Consider the following 16,597-nt stretch of genomic DNA (forward strand, 5'->3'; position numbering starts at 1 on the left):
CGGGCATGGGCGGCAGCGCCGGGACGGCCGGATCCGGCGGACCTGACGACGTGACCGGCGTGCTCGGCTCGCTGGCCGTCTCCTCCTCCGTCGCCGCGCCGCCCGCCGAGCCCGACGGGCCCCCGCGCGGCCTCGGTGTCTCCGTGCCCGCGGCCGACGCGGACGCCAAGACGCAGGGCACCTTCCCCTACGCCGCCGACCTGTGGGCCGAGGGCCTGCTGTGGGCCGCCGTGCTGCGCTCCCCGCACCCGCACGCCCGCATCCTGTCCGTCGACACCCGCACGGCCGCCGCCATGCCCGGCGTCCACGCCGTCGTCACCCACGCCGACGTCCCCGGCGACCCCGCCCACGGACGGCGCGTCGCCGACCGGCCGGTCTTCGCCTCCGACCTCGTGCGCCACCACGGCGAGCCCATCGCCGCCGTCGCCGCCGACCACCCCGACACGGCCCGCCTCGCCGCCGCCGCCATCGCCGTCGAGTACGAGGTGCTGGAGCCCGTCACCGACCCCGAGCAGGCGTTCGCGGCCGAGCCGCTGCACCCCGACGGCAACCTCATCCGCCACATCCCGCTGAGCTTCGGCGACCCCGGGATCACCGGCGAGGTCATCGTCGAGGGCCTCTACCGCATCGGCCGCCAGGACCCCGCGCCCATCGGCGCCGAGGCCGCCCTCGCCGTGCCCCGCCCCGACGGCGGCGTCGAGATCTACACCGCCTCCACCGACCCGCACGCCGACCGCGACATGGCCGCCGCCTGCTTCGCCCTCGAACCCGAGCGCGTCAAGATCGTCGTCACCGGCGTGCCCGGCGCCATGGGCGACCGCGAGGACTCCGGCGTCCAGCTGCCGCTCGGCCTGCTCGCGCTGCGCACCGGCCACCCGGTCAAGCTCGCGGCCACCCGCGAGGAGTCGTTCCTCAGCCACGCCCACCGCCACCCGACCCTGCTGCGCTACCGCCACCACGCGGACGCCGAGGGCAAGTTGGTGAAGGTGGAGGCCCAGATCCTGATGGACGCGGGCGCCTACGCCGACTCCTCGGGGGACGTGCTCGCCGCCGCCGTGGCCTTCGCCTGCGGCCCGTACGTCGTCCCGCACGCCTTCGTCGAGGGCTGGGCCGTACGCACCAACAACCCGCCCTCCGGCCACGTCCGCGGCGAGGGCGCCATGCAGGTCTGCGCGGCCTACGAGGGCCAGATGGACAAGCTGGCGGCGAAGCTCGGCCTCGACCCGGCCGAACTGCGCATGCGCAACATCATGGCGACGGGCGACCTGCTCCCCACCGGCCAGACGGTCACCTGCCCGGCCCCGGTCGCCGAACTCCTGGGCGCGGTCCGCGACTTCCCCCTCCCCTCTCTCCCCGACGACGAGGAGTGGCCCCTCCCCGGCGGTCCCGAGGGCGCCGGCGAACCGTCCGCCGTCCGGCGCGGCGTGGGCTACGGCGTCGGCATGGTCCACATGCTGGGCGCCGAGGGCGCCGACGAGGTCTCCACGGCGACGGTCAAGGTCAGCGGCTCGGTCGCCACGGTCATCTGCGCGGCCGTCGAGACGGGGCAGGGTTTCTCGACGCTCGCCCGGCAGATCGTCCAGGACGTCCTGGGCGTCACCGACGTCCACATCGCCCCCATCGACACCGACCAGCCCCCCTGCGGCCCGGCCGCCCACGGCCGCCACACATGGGTCTCGGGCGGCGCGGTCGAGCGCGCGGCGCGCATGGTCCGTACGCAGCTTCTGCAGCCCCTGGCCGCCCAGTTCGGCATGTCGACCGAGCTCCTGACGATCGCCGACGGCCGCATCACCTCGTACGACGGCGTCCTCAGCACGACGGTCGCCGAGGCCCTCGACGGCAAGGAACTCTGGGCCACGGCCCAGTGCCGCCCCCACCCGACGGAGCCGCTGGACGAGACCGGCCAGGGCGACGCGTTCGTGGGCATCGCCTTCTGCGCGGTCCGCGCGGTGGTGGACGTGGACGTCGAACTGGGCTCGGTCCGCGTCGTCGAGATGGCCGTGGCCCAGGACGTCGGCCGCGTCCTCAACCCCGCCCAGGCGCAAACCCGCATCGAGGCCGGCATCACCCAGGGCGTCGGCGCCGCCCTGACGGAGAACCTCCGCACCAACGCCGGCCACCTCCGCCGCCCGGATTTCGCGGGTTACGCCCTCCCTACGTCGTTGGACACCCCCGACATCCGCATCGTCAAGCTCGTCGAGGAGCGGGACGTCGTCGCCCCCTTCGGCGCGAAGGCGATCAGCGCGGTGCCGGTCGTCACGTCGCCGGCGGCGGTGGCCTCGGCTGTGCGGGCGGCGACGGGGCGTCCGGTCAACCGGCTGCCGATCCGGCCGCAGGCGGCGGTGGCGGCGGGAGTGTAGGAAGCGTAGGGCGGTATCCGCCCTCGTACTCATGTGAGTTGGGTTAATGCGCGATGCACGCCTGAATACCTGTCGGTAGGCTAGGAAGGCTCATTGCAGGACTCACGGGGTTGAACGAGGGGTGGGGGTCGTACGTGGCCGGGCAGTCCGATGCGGACAAAATGCGCGTCGAAGTGGAAGTGCTCAAAGGGTTCAAGAACCGCGTCGATGAAGCGCTGACGGAGCTCGGGGGCTCCGAGGCCGCGCACGCGAACTTGGCCGCAGACAAGATCGACAAGGGTCATTTCGGGCAGGACTTCACGGCGGCCGGGGCGCTGTACGGCATGTACAACGCGGTGCACGAGGACTTGGCGAACTTGTCGAAGCTGCTTGCCGACCAGATCGAGGCGCTGAGCCTGGCGGTGCAGGGCGCGCACAACGACTACCAGGGGACGGATCTGGACCACCGCGACAAGATGTGGGCGGTCCAGCGTGAACTCACCAAGTACTACGACCCCAAGCGGGACCCGAACGTGAAGAGCGCGGGGCGCGACAGTGTGAACCCCGAGAAGACGGGCGGAACTCACGGCGAGGGGGAGATGTGATGGCGATGATGCCGTGGCGCAATGCAGGCAATCCGGGCGGGAAAGGACACCACTGGTCATGACCGATTCGACACAGGGGCACGGCCCCGCCGCCGACCCGCGTGGCCAATTCGCCTCGCAGTGCACGGACTTCCATCAGTTCCCGCATCAGCAGCTCCTGCGGATGATCGAGCAGTCCAGTCCTGAGAAGATCAACGCCATTGCCGACAAACTGAAGACGGCCGCCAAGACGATCAAGGGCATCGGCAAGGACCTCAAGGACCACATGACCGGCCTGGACTGGGAGGGCCAGGGCGCCGACGCGTTCCACACCTGGGGCGCGGACATGGCCAACGCGACGACCCGGCTGGGCGACTACAGCCAGGCGGCGGGTTCGGCCCTGCACGAGGCGTCGGTCGCGCTCCGCCACGCGAAGACGACGATGCCGAAGTACCCGGCGGACGCGAAGGCGACGCTGGACTCCTTCAACGCGAAGAACCCGAAGCCGAGCGGCCTGCCCGACCTCGGCACGGGAAACAGCGACCCCAGCCCCAACTTCACCCTCCAGCCCAGCAGCGGCCCCACGCTCAACAACGGGCCGACTCCGGTGCAGGCCACCCTCGCGGCCAACAAGCTGAAGGAGGCCCATGACGCGGCGGCCCGGGCGATGTTCGCGCTGGAATCCTCGTACAACGCGCGGGGGACGGACCTGACGAAGGCTACGCGGCCGAACTTTCCGCCGATGCCTCGGACGATGATGCCGTCGCAAACGGAGAATGGCTTCGAGTACGTTTCGCTTCCGGGAGGTTCCGGCTCGGGAAGAGAGCCTGGAGGAGGGGGCTACGGATCGGCTGGTGCGATCGGAGGTAGCGACCGTGGGGCCGGGAGCTCTGGTGTGGCAGGGACCCATGGGGGCGGCGCCGGGGCGTCCGGTAGTGAAGGCACGACCACTGGCGGGGTCTCCCTCCCCCACGCTGATCACTCCAGCCCGTCGACCGATTCATCGACCAGGTCGGACGGCGGCGTGAAAACTGTGCCTCCAACACCAAACATTCCGACGACGCCGAACGGCGGGCCACCGACCACCCCGTCGCCGGGCGGTCCGCCCGTGCCGCCGCCGGTCGGCCGTCCGCACGTGCCTGCACCGCACATTCCCACGGTCCCCCCGGTGACCCCGAAGGCGCCGGGCCGAGTGCCGCCGTCACCCAGGCCGGAAGGCCGGACAGGCCCTGTTGGAACCGGTCCCACAGGGCCGGGTTCGACCGGCACTCGGCGTGTGCCCGGAGTCCCGGGCAGCGGTCCGGGCGCCGGGCGTGTGGGACTTCCCCAGACCGGCAGTCCCCGCGTTCCCGCAGGCGAAGTCATTGGCGGTCAGCCGACTCCCCGTGCGACGGGCCCGACGCCGCTCCAGACTCCTCGAGGCACGGTCGTCGGAGCCGAGTCAGTGCAAGGTACTCAAGGAGCCCAGGGCCGCCCGGGTATGGCCGGCCCCGGCTTCGGCGGCATGCCGGGCTCGCCCGGCGGTGGCGGGCGCGGCATCGGCGCGGGCGGTCGGCGCCTGGCATCGGAGGCCGGTGGCGTCGTCGGCGGCAGCACGCCGAACGGCGGTCGCGCCTTCACACAGGGCGGTACGGGCTTGGTCCGTAACCCGGGAGACCGGAAGGCCTCGCGAGGCAAGCGCCCCGACTACTTGGTCGAGGACGAGGAATCATGGTCGTCCGATGACGAGCAGCGAAACGTGCCCCCCGTCATCGGCTGACTCCTGGAAGGAAGAAGGCAGTTCATGCGCAGAGGTACCCGCCTTGCACGTAACGCACGATCGGTTGCGCTGCACTGCGCTGCGGCCCTCTTCCTTCTGGCATCCACTGCGATGCCTGCTCATGCCGACACAGTCAGAGAACGGCAGTGGCATCTCGATGGGATGCACGCCGAAGAGATGTGGCGGACAAGTGACGGCTCCGGTATGACCGTGGCAGTGCTTGATACTGGGGTGGATGCAGGTCTTCCAGACCTCCGTGGACAGGTGCTTTCGGGAAAGGACTTCTCCGAGTCTGCTGCTCCAGAGGGAGATCCTGGACATGGAACCGGCATGGCAGTGTTGATCGCTGGTACGGGGAAGGGGCTTGGTGGCACCGGCGCAATGGGGCTCGCTCCAGGTGCCAAGATTCTTCCCGTGCGAGTCAATGATCCGATCGGCTCCGACCGTAGCCTGGCTCGTGCCATCCGATTCGCAGCGGACTCCAACGCCAAGATCATCAACATCTCGTTGGGATATGCCTGGGAGGGCAAGGATCAAGCGGAGGCTCTTGACTACGCAATTGCCAAGGGAAAGTTGGTCTTCGCGAGCGCCGGCAACGATGGGCAAAAGGGCAACCAGGTAGAATATCCGGCCGCCCATAAGGGAGTAGTAGGCGTAGGAGCGATTGACAGGAACGCGAAGGTGACCGACGAGTCCCAGCGCGGAAACCAAGTGGTCCTGGCCGCCCCGGGTGACGACATGTACACCACGAGCAGGCAAGGCACCGGCATCCGCCGCAGCCACGGCACCAGCGACGCCTCAGCCCTCGCCTCTGCCTCCGCCGCCCTCCTCTGGTCCGCCCACCCCGACTGGACCGCGAACCAGGTCCTCCGCGTCCTCATCAACACGGCCGGCGGCCCCAAGAGCGGCGAGAAGCGCAGCGACGACCTCGGCTACGGCGTGGTCCGCCCCCGCGTTGCCCTCAATAACCCTGGCGACCCGGGTCCGGCTGATATCAACCCGCTTACAAAGACGGATAGTTCCACGTCGGCGTCCAAGCCATCCTCGCAGCCGTTGAATCCAAAGCATGAAAGCAGCGCTCCGAAGGAACACGCTCGGGAGGGCGTCGTCCAGCGCAACGATGATGGCGGCGCCAGCACCACGACATGGGTCCTGCTAGGCGCTGGTGCAGTGGTTGTCGTCGCGGCAGCAGTCGGCGTTCCACTAGTTGTCGCCCGTCGCCGTCGCGACACAACGGGGATCGGCTCGTAGCCGGAGCTCGCATATCCTCAACTAGCCTTCAAAGTGGCCTAGTTCTCACGCCGCATGAGTACCCGTACTCATGCGGCGTGAGGTACCTTGCGGTATGGATGTGACCGATAGTCATCAAGTCGGCGCGAACAGTGGGTGGCGTTGCTTGATGCCCCTACTGATGCAAGGCATGAGAAGGAAGAGGGGCGAGCAGTGAGTGACTGTGTATCGGTCTCGCCTAGCAGTGTTGAGGCCGAAGATCCGGCCGAAGAGTTTGCCACCTGAGTGATTTCCGTGCTGTACACACCCCACCGGCGCTCGGCAACCGGGAGCGACGTGCGGAGTTAGGCCACTGACCACGGATGCTCAGAAGGGGAGGGGATATGTCTGACGGAGACTTCGGCAAGTTGAGGACGAACGAGCCGGGCAAGGAGGCTGCTGCCAAGGCCCTTGCGGGAGACATTCAGCCTGGTACTGATGTAGCGGCCACGAAAGCGGACGAGGCAAACGGAAAGGCCGTGTCGGACCTTCGAGGGTGGGCCACTGGCGCCGGCCTGAAGGACGTACAGGATGAGTGGGGGCGGCAGGTGAAGGCGCTCCAAGGGCGGCTTGCCGCGGACAGGTCCGCGCTCCAGCAGGCTCTGAAGGGGTTTATCGGGTACGAGCACCGGACCGCTTCCATTCTTGACAGGTTCCAGATTGAAACCAATCGGGGCGAGAAGTAGAGGAGACCCTGCCGTCATGCTGACGTATCAGGATGTGGTCACTGCGAAACTCGAATCGCTCTCCTCGGCCGCCGCCAAGTGGGATGAGATGGCTGGCGCGTTCAATAGAGTCGAGTCTGTCTACAAGGGAAAGGTGCTGTCTGTAGCGAAAGACGGCGTGTGGGTCGGAACAGCTGCTTCTGGTGCGTCTTATCGCTTTACGGGTACTCAAGCCGAGCTTGCCGCCGCCCAGACCCAGGCCAAAGCGATCGCCTCTCTGCTGAGGGATGCGCACTCCCAGCTCACCACCTTGGTGCAGCGAGTCAAGGGCCTTGTCGCCGATGCCCAGAAGGAGGGCATGCACATCGACAGCGGAGGTAGAGCCACTTTCGACTTCAGTAAGGTCAAAGCCACGCGCAACGACCCTGACTATCAGGAGTTCCGTCGCAAGTGCCTTGAGGCGGAAACCTCATGGACGGAATCCATAAAGAAGGCCGTGCAGGCGGTAGATGACGCGGACCAGGGCGCTAAGTATGCCCTGCGTACAGCAGCAGGCGTCAGAACGGCAGACCAAACCCTTCACAACTTCAATGCCCGTGCTGTCGGCGACATCGAGATCTACGAAGCGGAGGAGGCGGAGGCGTACGCGAAACGACTCCTCCGCGGCGGGAAGCTGAGCGCGGCGGAGCGGGCCGAGTTGACCCGGCTGTACCGGGACAATGCAAATGACCAGGTGTTCAGCCGAACCATGCTGGACTCGCTCGGCCCCGAGGACACCATCAAGGTTGCGAACAAGTTCAACGATCTTGCGTACTTCGATGATACGGGCAACAAGCAGGACTATCTGGCGATGGAGAAGGGGCTGGCCAACACTATCAATGGCGCCACACGCATACCGAACTTCAAGGATGCCGACGGCAAGCGGATCCCGTATGGGAGCAAGGCGTACCGGGATGCCTATGTCAAGTGGGCAAAGACTAAGGATGCAGAGTTCTACAACAACTGGCGTGAAGGGCTGAGGAAGGCTGGCATCGAGAAATACGACCTCGAAGTTGCCGCGAACCAAGGGAACGGCGCCAAGTCGCGTGACCAACAAGTTCGTGGCTACCAGAGCTTGATCACTCTTATGAGGCAAGGTGACCCTGCTGCTCCACAGTTTCTCGCCGACGTTACTGACGACATGATCGCAGCGGAGAAGAAGGACAAGGATATCTGGGACCTGTACGGGGATTTCCATGGCAAGAAGAACGGCTGGTTTGCCAACGATCCCGTGGATGGCGCCCTTGAGATGATGAGCCGCGATCCGAAGGCGGCTACTGCATATCTCGACCCCGGAGCAGAAGGAAAAGATCCCGCCCATCGCAACAACGACCGTCTCCACTACCTCCTAAAAGAGCGGGACTGGAAGTTCGTCAATAACGAGGTCAAACTGCATGGAGATGCCGCGTATGGCGGCAACTCCTGGCATGATGCCAGTGACACCGAGGGCTCGGATAGCCGGAAGGGGCTGGGCGCAGCCATCGAGGCTGCGGCAACTGGTTCGCCTTCCGGTAGCGAGCGGAACAGTGACGGGAAGCACACTGTCGGCCAAGCGCGTGTCCTGGAGGACACGATTGCAATGCTCGACGAGGAGAATGGTGGGGATTCGGTGCACAAGAACCTGCAAACTCCGCTCGCCCGCACTCTTGCCGATTACGCACCCGATACCCATAAAATTCTCAGTGACCGAAAAGAGGATATGGAGGGAGTTGGTCACATTGAGTCCAAAAAGGGTTCGGTAATAAGGGTTCTCCGCGGAGTCTCGGATTCTCCAGAAAACTTTGCAATGCTGTACGAGGCGGAGAGGGCTCAAGCAGCGCAATATCTGACTGAGGCGGAGTCTCGGCGAGGATCTGTGGCCTGGGCGACTCATGCGCACAGCGCTGGAGCAGGAATTGGTGTCTTCAATGCTATTGGCGCCGATATAATTCTCGACGATCGTGACGCCCGGAAGGGTTGGGCCGATGATGTGGCAAAGTACGCATATCATGGCGTGGGGACTCCGCTAACGCCTGTGCCTGTAATAGGTGACGCTGCCCAGCGCATCGTGGATGCGGCTACGTATGAGTGGGCAAACGATATGAAGAATCAGGCGGACGAGGCTGCGAAGAACGGTTCCATAAAAGAACTGGAATCCAAGAGCCAGGACCTCCATGAGTTGATCAAGTACTGGGCAGAAGGGAGAAATCTCAAGGCGACAGACCCTTATGTCTACAATATGCATGATGAGGCGGTGCAACAGTATGATTCTGCCCGCTCGACGGCGTTCACAGATCTCAAGAGGAACCTCTGATTATGAGAAGCAGCCGTCCTTGGTGGCAGCGTAGAACTGTAATCATCGTTTCTGCACTCACTGTGCTTGTGGTGCTGAGTGGTGCAGGGCTGTATTTCTCCGGAGCGTACGACAACTGGCAAGACGAACGTTCGCTTTCTACTGCCTGCGATGGGATGCTCGACCACTCCGAGGTGAAAAGCCTGCTGGAGGTTGAACGGCCGCGTACGCTGCTTTCTTCCTCTTCGTACTGCAGCGTGGTCGACCCTGGGAAGGGTAAAAATTACCTCGGTGTCGACATCTTGCGTGGAGAGAGGGTTCATGATCTGCTGATTTCGGAGGATGAAGCGATCTATAGGCCTCCAGCTACAACTCCGGTAGGAAGTGGCTGGGCTGCCTTTATCGCGGTTAGTGGAAGAATCACCTATGCCAATGCATACCTGAGCTGTGGAAGTGGCGCGGATGGGGACATCGTGGTCAGTGCGAAGGTCCACCAGGCTCGCACTTCTGCGCCCCTGAGCAGTGACCGGAGAGCCAAACTGGCACGTACGGCGACCGCCACTCTCAGTAATGCTGCTGAAAAGTGGGGGTGCACAGGAAAGCCGCATGGCGGAAATATTGACCGCGTGCCTAGTGATTCTACGAAGGTGCTTAAGCGGGTGGGCGAGGCCGTAGGCACGTGCAAGGGCATAGAGGCGGCGTCGTATGAGAGTGCCGTCAACGACACTGCCCCCGTCGAAGTCTGTGTCCTGGCCGACGGCGCCGGCAAGGAAAAGTTCAGAATCGGAGCCTACTACGGTCCGTATGAGAAAAGTGCACGGGCTAAATATCGTTCCTCCCGTGCAAGGAAGGGCGTTGAGGTACGGGGCCGTTGGGCTGCAGCAACCTGTCCTTCTGGCGAAGCTTTGTACGTCATCGAACGAGGGTATGTTGGAGGTAGGGAGGCCAAACCGGATCCAGCGCTGGAGGAGCAGGCGCTCAAGAAGTTCGCTGCGAACTCGGCCAAGCGGCATGGCTGTTCGCCGCCGACGGGGGCGTAGTGATGGGTCGCTTCTGGGACAAGTTCAGGGGCACGCAGTACCCGGACCGCGGTGCCGTGCCGCTGCCCGCCACGGACCTCCGGGCGGCGTTGCTCGCGCTCAACGGCTCGGACGTGCCGTTCGTTGTGCGCGATGCCCAGCCTGCGGAGCAGGCAGACTTGGTGGCGGAGTGGCGGATTGCGGAACCTGCGTGGCAAGCCTTCTTCGTGCGGAGCCAGTTGGACCGGCAGATTCGGATTCGGATGCGCCTGGTCCCGGGAAAGCGCGAAGTGCGCGCCCTCGATGAGCAGTGGGAGGTGACATGGATCGGGAATACGTCCAAGGTTCCTACATTGGGCCAGTACAGCCGTGGATCGACCACAACGATCTCCAAGCGGTGGACGTATGAGCGGGGCCCGACGGTCGCCGGCGATGGGTCGAGACATTTAGCTTTGACTCGCGGGGGATGAAGAACCCCTTGCGGAACACGGTCCTTGGCTCGGGGTGGATCTGGCACGGAGGGGTTCTCAATCTGTGACTCGCCACTTCACGCGCACCACCGTTCACCGTGCCGCCCCAGTATCGTTTTGCGGACGCTGAATGGGCATGTCCGCTCCGGCCGCTGATCCATTTCATGAAAGAAGCGGGCCGGAGTCTCGATTTGAGGTGGGTACGCGGATAGCGGAGGATTCAACACCTGCAGGATGTGCTCGGCGTCTGGGACTCAAAGCAGGTGGTCGAGTTCGCCTCTTTTGGCGGCCTCGACCAGGTTGCGCAGGCCCTCGGGGGTTGTGCTGATGACCTCGTGGGGGCGGGCGGTCTCGCGGAGTATTCGGGTGCCCTCGGAAGAGAGGCCTATCTGGAGGCAGGCGTTGCCACCGCCGACGCAGTATGGCTCGTGCCAGGTGATCTCGGACATGGGTTGGGTCTCCTCATAGTTCCTTGGCGATCTTGTGGATCAGGTCGCGCGACTCGCTGGGTGAGAGGGATTTGCGCTCCGTGCGGTCGAAGAGCCCCCGGTAGTCGTCCAACTCGGGCTCCGAGGTGAGGAACACCGTCGCGTGTGCCGAGTCGAGCTGCACGGTGTCGAGTCTCGGAACCGGTCCGTGGGCGTAGAAGACCAGTTGACCCGATCCTGGGATCCCACCAGCGGTGAAGGGCACGACTCGCACGGTGATGTGGGTGTGCTCGGTGGCGGACAGAAGGTGGTCGAGTTGGGCCGCAGCGACCTTTCGACCGCCGAACTGCATGCGCAGAGCAGCTTCGTGGAGGACGGCCTCGAGCTTCGGCGGATGGTCCCCGTACAGGATGGCCTGGCGCTGCATACGGTGGGTGATCCTGACCTCCTTCTCCCGCTCGGGGAGGGGAGTTACCGCCTCGTCGAAAATCGCTCGGGCGTGGGCCTCGGCTTGAAGAAGGCCCGGGATGTGGATGCTGGACGAGATGCGCATGCGCTGCGTGCTGTGTTCGAGTTCGGTGATGTCGAGGTAGCCGGGTGGGAGCAAGTCCCGGTATTCCTCCCACCAGTGCTTCTCCCGCTCGTCGGCCATGGCCAGCAGGGCGTTGACGTACGCGTCGTCCGTGCAGCCGTAGGTGTGGGTAAGGGTACGAAGGCGGCCGGGGGTGATTCCCACGCGCCCGGCCTCCAGGTGGCTGACCTGGTAGGACTTCATCTTCACGGCTGTGCCCGCCTCTTGGGCGCTCATGCCGGCTCTCTCGCGCAGTCTGCGCAGCTCCGTACCCAGGCGTCGTTGCCGCTGGGTCGGATGGCTCCTTGACGGCATGTGTCCCTCCTTGCACTCCGCGCGAAGCGAAGCATGCCGTTTGTGGCGGTGTAGGTCCACCGACAGGGTTGTCTTTCTGGACAAGGTTGTCTGCGAGACCGTGGCGGGTCTACCTTCGGTGTCGCTCAGCTCACACGCCGCAGCGTCGGAAGTGCACCGCGTGAGCATGCCCGCCTTCCCCGGGACGGGTGTGTCCGCGCCCAGGGAGGCGAGCCACCGGTGGCTGCGTGCGAGGGCTTCATCCCCCCACATCTCTCGTGTGCTTGGAGTGATCGCGCATGCTCAGCGACTCCGTATCGACATCGACGCCATGTCTGCCCGACGGGCCGCCCACGGGCTGCCTCCCGCCGTCCCTCGCCGACCTCGACTACTCCTTCGGGCTGCCGGGCGGGCCGTACGCGCTGTCCCTGGCACGGGAGTTGGTCCGGCGGCTGCTCGATGAGCACGGGCTGTCCGACATGGCCGAGCTCGGGGTGTTCGCCGCGTCCGAGATGCTCGGTAACTGCCATCTGTTCAGCGGCAATCGGGAGACCGATCTGTCCCTGCGGTGGCGCTTCGGGGTGTTGCGGTTGACGGTGTTCGACCGGCATCCGCTGCACGCGGAGGGGCTGGGCAGAGTGTGTCTCGCGCGGCGGCGGGTCGCGTTGTCCACGCTCGATGCGGTTGTCGACGCCTGCGGCGGGATCTGTCGGCTGGAGGACGCGCGTCAGCCGTTGGTGGGGAGCAAGGTGTGGGTGGTGTTCTCGCGGGAGGCGGCGAGGCGGTATGCCGAGTGCTGACGGTCGTGTCCCGCCGGGTGCGGATGCGGGCGATCCGGGTGTGCGCGGCGGTGTGACTGCCAGGCCGTCACGACCAGAATGCCCGCAATTCACGGAGCGACGACCGCATGGGCATCACATTGCGCTCAGCCCTCTGCCACCGGGCGTGTCACCGGGCATTTCGTACCCGTAGGCCGCCCGCACGGACACTCCGCCCCACCGCCGCCGGCCGATGGCCGGAACGGGCGTTGTCGGCGGGCGGAATGCCTGCCACCGTTCCCTCGCAAGCCGGATGCTCCTCCCGGCACACTCTCCCTTGGAGGCGTCATGACGACCGTCTCGGGCACGCACGTGAGCATCGTTTCGCAGCAACTTCTGCCGGCGGGAAGTTCCGTCGTCGTCTCGGCCCGGCTGTCCGTCGGCATCGGCCTGCCGGAGGAGGCCGTCGACCTCACGGGCGAACTGCGGCGGCTTGCCGACCAGGCGGGCGTCGGCGAGGGCACGCTGCACATCTACTGCGGGCACACCACCTGCGGACTTGTCGTCAACGAGAACGAGGGCGGCCTGCTGGCCGACATGAAGGCCGCGCTCGCCCGCTTCGCTCCGCACAGCGGCACCCACTACTACGCCCACGACAAGCAGCGCACCCCGGCCGAGCGCGCGCTCCACGGTCAGCGCGACAACGGTCACTCGCATCTGCGCGCACTGATCGCCACTCACCCCGAGCTGAGCATCCCGATCACGGAGGGGGAGCTGTACCTGGGCCGGTGGCAGTCCGTCCTGCTGGCGGAGTTCGACGGGCCGCGCACACGGGAGTTGCTCGTCCGCGTCCACAGGGCGTGAGACTGCCGGGCTGATGCGGAGTCAGGGTGTCCGTTTCGCCTGACACGCCCCGTCGCCCGGAACACCCGATGTGCACGGTCTGCGGCATCTGACGTTCGCTAACCTGTGCATCGATTGGGTGTTTCTTTTGACTGCATGAGGGCGTGATGTCGGTGCGCTTCGGCGAGGCTGCCTCTGAGGCGGAACGCTCGGTTTCCGAGTGCCTGGACATTCTCGCCGTCCCGGGGGCGCCGCGGCCGGACGAGGCGCTCGTACGGGAGCTGTACGCGCACTCCAGCCGGATCCTCGACGCCCTGGCGCTGCGCCGGCGCGTGGGGCGGGCCGACGACGTGGCGTCCGTCGTCTGCCCGGAGTGCCGGCCGTGGGGGTTCACGGAGTCGGCGTGCGCCGTGGCGCACCAGTGGTTCATCGACCGGGTGCGGGACGCTGCCCTGCCGGAGGCGCTGCTGCGGCTGGGGGCGTGGTTCGAGGCCGATGGCTGGGTGCCGTTCGACGACGCCGAGGGATCGCTGGTGCTGGCGGCGGCGCGGAGTACGGAGCGGTACCGGGCCGGTGTCGCCATGGTGCCCGGGGAGCGGCGGCTGCTGGTGCGGGTGATCTCGCCCTGTACGCGGGTGGACGTCTGATCGGGGCGGACGTCCGATCGGCCGGGAGGCGGCTCAGCTGGGCGGCGTCGCGATCGAGCTCGTCACCATCCACGTGACCACCAGCATCGCCATGGCCAGCAACCACGCGAGCCGCGCCGTCTCCCGCCGCGAGACCAGCCCCCACGTACCCAGCGGCGCCGCCACCAGCGCCGTCCCGAGCGGGATGTAGACCACCAACTGCTGCCCGGCCGCGGTGCAGATCAGCTCGGTGTCCGCCGGGCCGCAGGGGTCGCTCGCCATCGCCATCAGGGGCGCGAAGAGGAACGTCGCCCCGGCGAAGAGCCAGAGCACCAGGCCGCCTATGGCCTTCAGGCAGTTGGGGACGGCCTTGTCGTAGTGCGTGCGGGCGTCGGCTGCTGTCATGTCCGCAACGCTAGGCGGCGGGGGCGGGCCCGGACATCCGTGCGGATACGTGTCCGTCCGGGCCCGGCGTCTGAGTACGGGTACTCAGCGCATCCCCCGCCACAGCTCCACCAACGCGCACACCCCGCCCACCACGCCCGTCGCCGCCGCGACCACCCGGCGCCGCAGCAGCCGGTAGCGCGCCTCGTACTCCTCGCGGAGTTCGACGCAGCGGACGGCGACGCGGCGGGTCATCGTGCGGGAGGCTTCGGCGCGGGTGCGGGTGTACTCGCGCTCCAGGTCCTCGCGTTCGGCCGTGGTGAGCCAGGGGAGGCGGTCGCAGAGAGCGGCCGCCTCGTGCCGGGCGGTGTCGTGTTCGGCCTGCCAGTAGAGGTAGCCGTCGAGTTGGCGGAGGCCCGCCTCGGCGGTGTCGGCCGGGTTGCCGTGCTCCATGGGATCAGTGCTCCAGAACGCCCTTCTCGGTGGCGATTTCACGCTCGTGCTCGGTGTACTCGGGGTGATGGAGGTCGAAGGCCGGGGCCTCCGAGCGGATTCTGGGCAGGGTGAGGAAGTTGTGGCGCGGCGGTGGGCAGGAGGTGGCCCATTCCAGGGAACGGCCGAAGCCCCAGGGGTCGTCGACGCTTACCTGCTTGCCGTATTTGGCCGTCTTCCAGATGTTGTAGAAGAACGGGAGCATGGACATGCCGAGCAGCAGGGAGAAGATGGTGGAGAAGGTGTTGAGCCAGGTGAAGCCGTCGGCCGCCAGGTAGTCGGCGTACCGGCGGGGCATGCCCTCGGCGCCCAGCCAGTGCTGGACGAGGAATGTGCCGTGGAAGCCGATGAACAGCGTCCAGAAGGTGAGCTTGCCCAGGCGCTCGTCGAGCAGCTTCCCGGTGAACTTGGGCCACCAGAAGTGGAATCCGGCGAACATGGCGAAGACGACCGTCCCGAACACCACGTAGTGGAAGTGGGCTACCACGAAGTACGAGTCGGAGACGTGGAAGTCCAGTGGCGGTGACGCCAGGAGGATGCCGGTGAGGCCGCCGAAGAGGAACGTCACCAGGAAGCCGGTGGCCCACAGCATCGGTGTCTCGAAGGACAGCGACCCCTGCCACATCGTGCCGATCCAGTTGAAGAACTTCACTCCCGTCGGAACGGCGATGAGGAAGGTCATGAAGGAGAAGAAGGGGAGAAGGACGCCGCCGGTGACGAACATGTGGTGGGCCCAGACGGTCACCGAGAGTCCCGCGATGGAGATGGTCGCCGCGATCAGTCCCCAGTAGCCGAACAGCGGTTTGCGGGAGAAGACCGGAACGACCTCGGAGATGATGCCGAAGAACGGCAGGGCGATGATGTACACCTCGGGGTGGCCGAAGAACCAGAAGAGGTGCTGCCACAGCAGTGCGCCGCCGTTGGCCGGGTCGTAGATGTGGGCCCCGAACTTCCGGTCCGCCTCCAGCGCCAGCAGCGCGGCCGCCAGCACCGGGAAGGCCAGCAGGACCAGCACACCGGTGAGGAGGACGGTCCAGCAGAACATCGGCATGCGGAACATGGTCATGCCGGGGGCGCGCATGCAGATGATGGTGGTGATGAAGTTGACCGAGCCGAGGATCGTGCCGAAGCCGGAGAAGACCAGGCCCATGATCCACAGGTCGGCGCCGACGCTCGGGGTGTGGGAGGCGTCCGACAGCGGCGTGTAGGCGAACCATCCGAAGTCGGGCGACCCCTGGTAGGTGAGGAAGCCGCTCGTCGCGATCAGGGAGCCGAGGAGGTACAGCCAGTAGGCGAAGGCGTTCAGCCGGGGGAAGGCCACGTCGGGGGCGCCGATCTGGAGCGGCATGAGCCAGTTGGCGAATCCGGCGAACAGCGGCGTCGCGAACATCAGCAGCATGATCGTGCCGTGCATGGTGAACGCCTGGTTGAACTGCTCGGTCGACAGGATCTGAAGGCCGGGCCGGGCCAGCTCCGCCCGCATCACCAGGGCGAGCAGGCCCCCGATCATGAAGAAGCCGAAGGATGTGGCGAGGTAGAGCGTGCCGATCGACTTGTGGTCGGTGGTGGTGAGCCACTTCACCACGACACTTCCGGGGCGGTTCGCGCGGACCGGCAGCTCGTCATCGGGGGATCCGGTCGACGGCTCGGTGAGGTGGCTGGGGGGAGGGGGAGGTGGCGAGGTTCCCACGGGGACTCCAGTCGGCGTGTAGGGGCGTCGCTTTCGCGAGCCTGTGCGCGGTGGAGCGGGCCGGCAAGCCGACGCACCGGCGGGCCGTGGGCCGC

The 16,597-nt window shown here is 66.3% G+C and carries 15 protein-coding genes; 10 read left to right on the plus strand and 5 right to left on the minus strand.

The features are described 5' to 3' along the window. The first annotated feature begins 5 nt into the window (after positions 1-5). From I5Q34_RS00630 to I5Q34_RS00660, 7 genes are all read left to right on the plus strand, one after another. Positions 6-2,360, plus strand: coding sequence for a xanthine dehydrogenase family protein molybdopterin-binding subunit (locus I5Q34_RS00630; RefSeq protein ID WP_234428296.1), 2,355 nt, complete (start codon positions 6-8; stop codon positions 2,358-2,360). A 134-nt stretch (positions 2,361-2,494) separates the two neighbouring features. Continuing rightward, on the plus strand, positions 2,495-2,944 hold the full coding sequence (locus tag I5Q34_RS00635; protein ID WP_199890077.1) for a hypothetical protein: 450 nt from the start codon (positions 2,495-2,497) through the stop codon (positions 2,942-2,944). A gap of 58 nt (positions 2,945-3,002) precedes the next feature. Further along, positions 3,003-4,682, plus strand: a complete 1,680-nt coding sequence (locus tag I5Q34_RS00640; protein WP_199890078.1) for a WXG100 family type VII secretion target — start codon at positions 3,003-3,005, stop codon at positions 4,680-4,682. A 24-nt stretch (positions 4,683-4,706) separates the two neighbouring features. Continuing rightward, positions 4,707-5,933, plus strand: a complete 1,227-nt coding sequence (gene mycP, locus I5Q34_RS00645; RefSeq protein ID WP_199890079.1) for a type VII secretion-associated serine protease mycosin — start codon at positions 4,707-4,709, stop codon at positions 5,931-5,933. Positions 5,934-6,295: 362 nt separating this feature from the next. Further along, on the plus strand, positions 6,296-6,637 hold the full coding sequence (locus I5Q34_RS00650; protein ID WP_199890080.1) for a hypothetical protein: 342 nt from the start codon (positions 6,296-6,298) through the stop codon (positions 6,635-6,637). Positions 6,638-6,653: 16 nt separating this feature from the next. After that, the gene (locus tag I5Q34_RS00655; RefSeq protein ID WP_199890081.1) at positions 6,654-8,948 is read left to right on the plus strand and encodes a hypothetical protein; all 2,295 of its coding nucleotides are present in this window, start codon (positions 6,654-6,656) and stop codon (positions 8,946-8,948) included. Between the two features lie 2 nt (positions 8,949-8,950). After that, the gene (locus I5Q34_RS00660) at positions 8,951-9,967 is read left to right on the plus strand and encodes a hypothetical protein (protein WP_199890082.1); all 1,017 of its coding nucleotides are present in this window, start codon (positions 8,951-8,953) and stop codon (positions 9,965-9,967) included. A gap of 703 nt (positions 9,968-10,670) precedes the next feature. On the opposite strand, the gene I5Q34_RS00665 is transcribed toward I5Q34_RS00660, so the two are convergent. Both I5Q34_RS00665 and I5Q34_RS00670 read right to left on the minus strand, forming a co-directional pair. After that, positions 10,671-10,865 (minus strand): DUF397 domain-containing protein, encoded by a 195-nt coding sequence (locus I5Q34_RS00665; RefSeq protein ID WP_199890083.1) that lies wholly within the window; start codon positions 10,863-10,865, stop codon positions 10,671-10,673. Between the two features lie 13 nt (positions 10,866-10,878). Continuing rightward, positions 10,879-11,730, minus strand: coding sequence for a helix-turn-helix transcriptional regulator (locus I5Q34_RS00670; protein ID WP_199890084.1), 852 nt, complete (start codon positions 11,728-11,730; stop codon positions 10,879-10,881). Between the two features lie 278 nt (positions 11,731-12,008). On the opposite strand from I5Q34_RS00670, the gene I5Q34_RS00675 reads away from it, so the two are divergent. The 3 genes from I5Q34_RS00675 to I5Q34_RS00685 all read left to right on the plus strand — a co-directional run bounded on the left by I5Q34_RS00675 (position 12,009) and on the right by I5Q34_RS00685 (position 13,957). After that, the gene (locus I5Q34_RS00675; RefSeq protein WP_199890085.1) at positions 12,009-12,509 is read left to right on the plus strand and encodes a hypothetical protein; all 501 of its coding nucleotides are present in this window, start codon (positions 12,009-12,011) and stop codon (positions 12,507-12,509) included. Between the two features lie 306 nt (positions 12,510-12,815). After that, on the plus strand, positions 12,816-13,331 hold the full coding sequence (locus I5Q34_RS00680; protein WP_199890086.1) for a secondary thiamine-phosphate synthase enzyme YjbQ: 516 nt from the start codon (positions 12,816-12,818) through the stop codon (positions 13,329-13,331). Positions 13,332-13,477: 146 nt separating this feature from the next. Next, the gene (locus I5Q34_RS00685) at positions 13,478-13,957 is read left to right on the plus strand and encodes a hypothetical protein (RefSeq protein WP_199890087.1); all 480 of its coding nucleotides are present in this window, start codon (positions 13,478-13,480) and stop codon (positions 13,955-13,957) included. A 33-nt stretch (positions 13,958-13,990) separates the two neighbouring features. Here I5Q34_RS00685 and I5Q34_RS00690 read toward each other — a convergent pair whose 3' ends face one another. The 3 genes from I5Q34_RS00690 to ctaD form a co-directional block, all read right to left on the minus strand. Continuing rightward, positions 13,991-14,341: a hypothetical protein gene (locus I5Q34_RS00690; RefSeq protein WP_199890088.1), complete on the minus strand. Its 351-nt coding sequence runs from the start codon at positions 14,339-14,341 to the stop codon at positions 13,991-13,993. Between the two features lie 84 nt (positions 14,342-14,425). After that, complete coding sequence (locus I5Q34_RS00695; protein ID WP_199890089.1) at positions 14,426-14,773, minus strand: hypothetical protein; 348 nt, start codon at positions 14,771-14,773, stop codon at positions 14,426-14,428. A gap of 4 nt (positions 14,774-14,777) precedes the next feature. Further along, positions 14,778-16,430: a cytochrome c oxidase subunit I gene (gene ctaD, locus I5Q34_RS00700; RefSeq protein ID WP_234428297.1), complete on the minus strand. Its 1,653-nt coding sequence runs from the start codon at positions 16,428-16,430 to the stop codon at positions 14,778-14,780. Positions 16,431-16,597: the final 167 nt, after the last annotated feature.

Source organism: Streptomyces sp. AV19 (assembly GCF_015999245.1).
Taxonomy (GTDB): Bacteria; Actinomycetota; Actinomycetes; order Streptomycetales; family Streptomycetaceae; genus Streptomyces.

What these genes read in the sequence shown, in the direction of transcription:
- I5Q34_RS00630 (WP_234428296.1), top strand. Translation starts at nt 6, where the DNA reads ATGGGCGGCAGCGCCGGGACGGCCGGATCCGGCGGACCTGACGACGTG.
- I5Q34_RS00640 (WP_199890078.1), top strand. Translation starts at nt 3,003, where the DNA reads ATGACCGATTCGACACAGGGGCACGGCCCCGCCGCCGACCCGCGTGGC.
- mycP (WP_199890079.1), top strand. Translation starts at nt 4,707, where the DNA reads ATGCGCAGAGGTACCCGCCTTGCACGTAACGCACGATCGGTTGCGCTG.
- I5Q34_RS00650 (WP_199890080.1), top strand. Translation starts at nt 6,296, where the DNA reads ATGTCTGACGGAGACTTCGGCAAGTTGAGGACGAACGAGCCGGGCAAG.
- I5Q34_RS00655 (WP_199890081.1), top strand. Translation starts at nt 6,654, where the DNA reads ATGCTGACGTATCAGGATGTGGTCACTGCGAAACTCGAATCGCTCTCC.
- I5Q34_RS00660 (WP_199890082.1), top strand. Translation starts at nt 8,951, where the DNA reads ATGAGAAGCAGCCGTCCTTGGTGGCAGCGTAGAACTGTAATCATCGTT.
- I5Q34_RS00665 (WP_199890083.1), bottom strand. Translation starts at nt 10,865, where the DNA reads ATGTCCGAGATCACCTGGCACGAGCCATACTGCGTCGGCGGTGGCAAC.
- I5Q34_RS00670 (WP_199890084.1), bottom strand. Translation starts at nt 11,730, where the DNA reads ATGCCGTCAAGGAGCCATCCGACCCAGCGGCAACGACGCCTGGGTACG.
- I5Q34_RS00675 (WP_199890085.1), top strand. Translation starts at nt 12,009, where the DNA reads ATGCTCAGCGACTCCGTATCGACATCGACGCCATGTCTGCCCGACGGG.
- I5Q34_RS00680 (WP_199890086.1), top strand. Translation starts at nt 12,816, where the DNA reads ATGACGACCGTCTCGGGCACGCACGTGAGCATCGTTTCGCAGCAACTT.
- I5Q34_RS00685 (WP_199890087.1), top strand. Translation starts at nt 13,478, where the DNA reads ATGTCGGTGCGCTTCGGCGAGGCTGCCTCTGAGGCGGAACGCTCGGTT.
- I5Q34_RS00690 (WP_199890088.1), bottom strand. Translation starts at nt 14,341, where the DNA reads ATGACAGCAGCCGACGCCCGCACGCACTACGACAAGGCCGTCCCCAAC.
- I5Q34_RS00695 (WP_199890089.1), bottom strand. Translation starts at nt 14,773, where the DNA reads ATGGAGCACGGCAACCCGGCCGACACCGCCGAGGCGGGCCTCCGCCAA.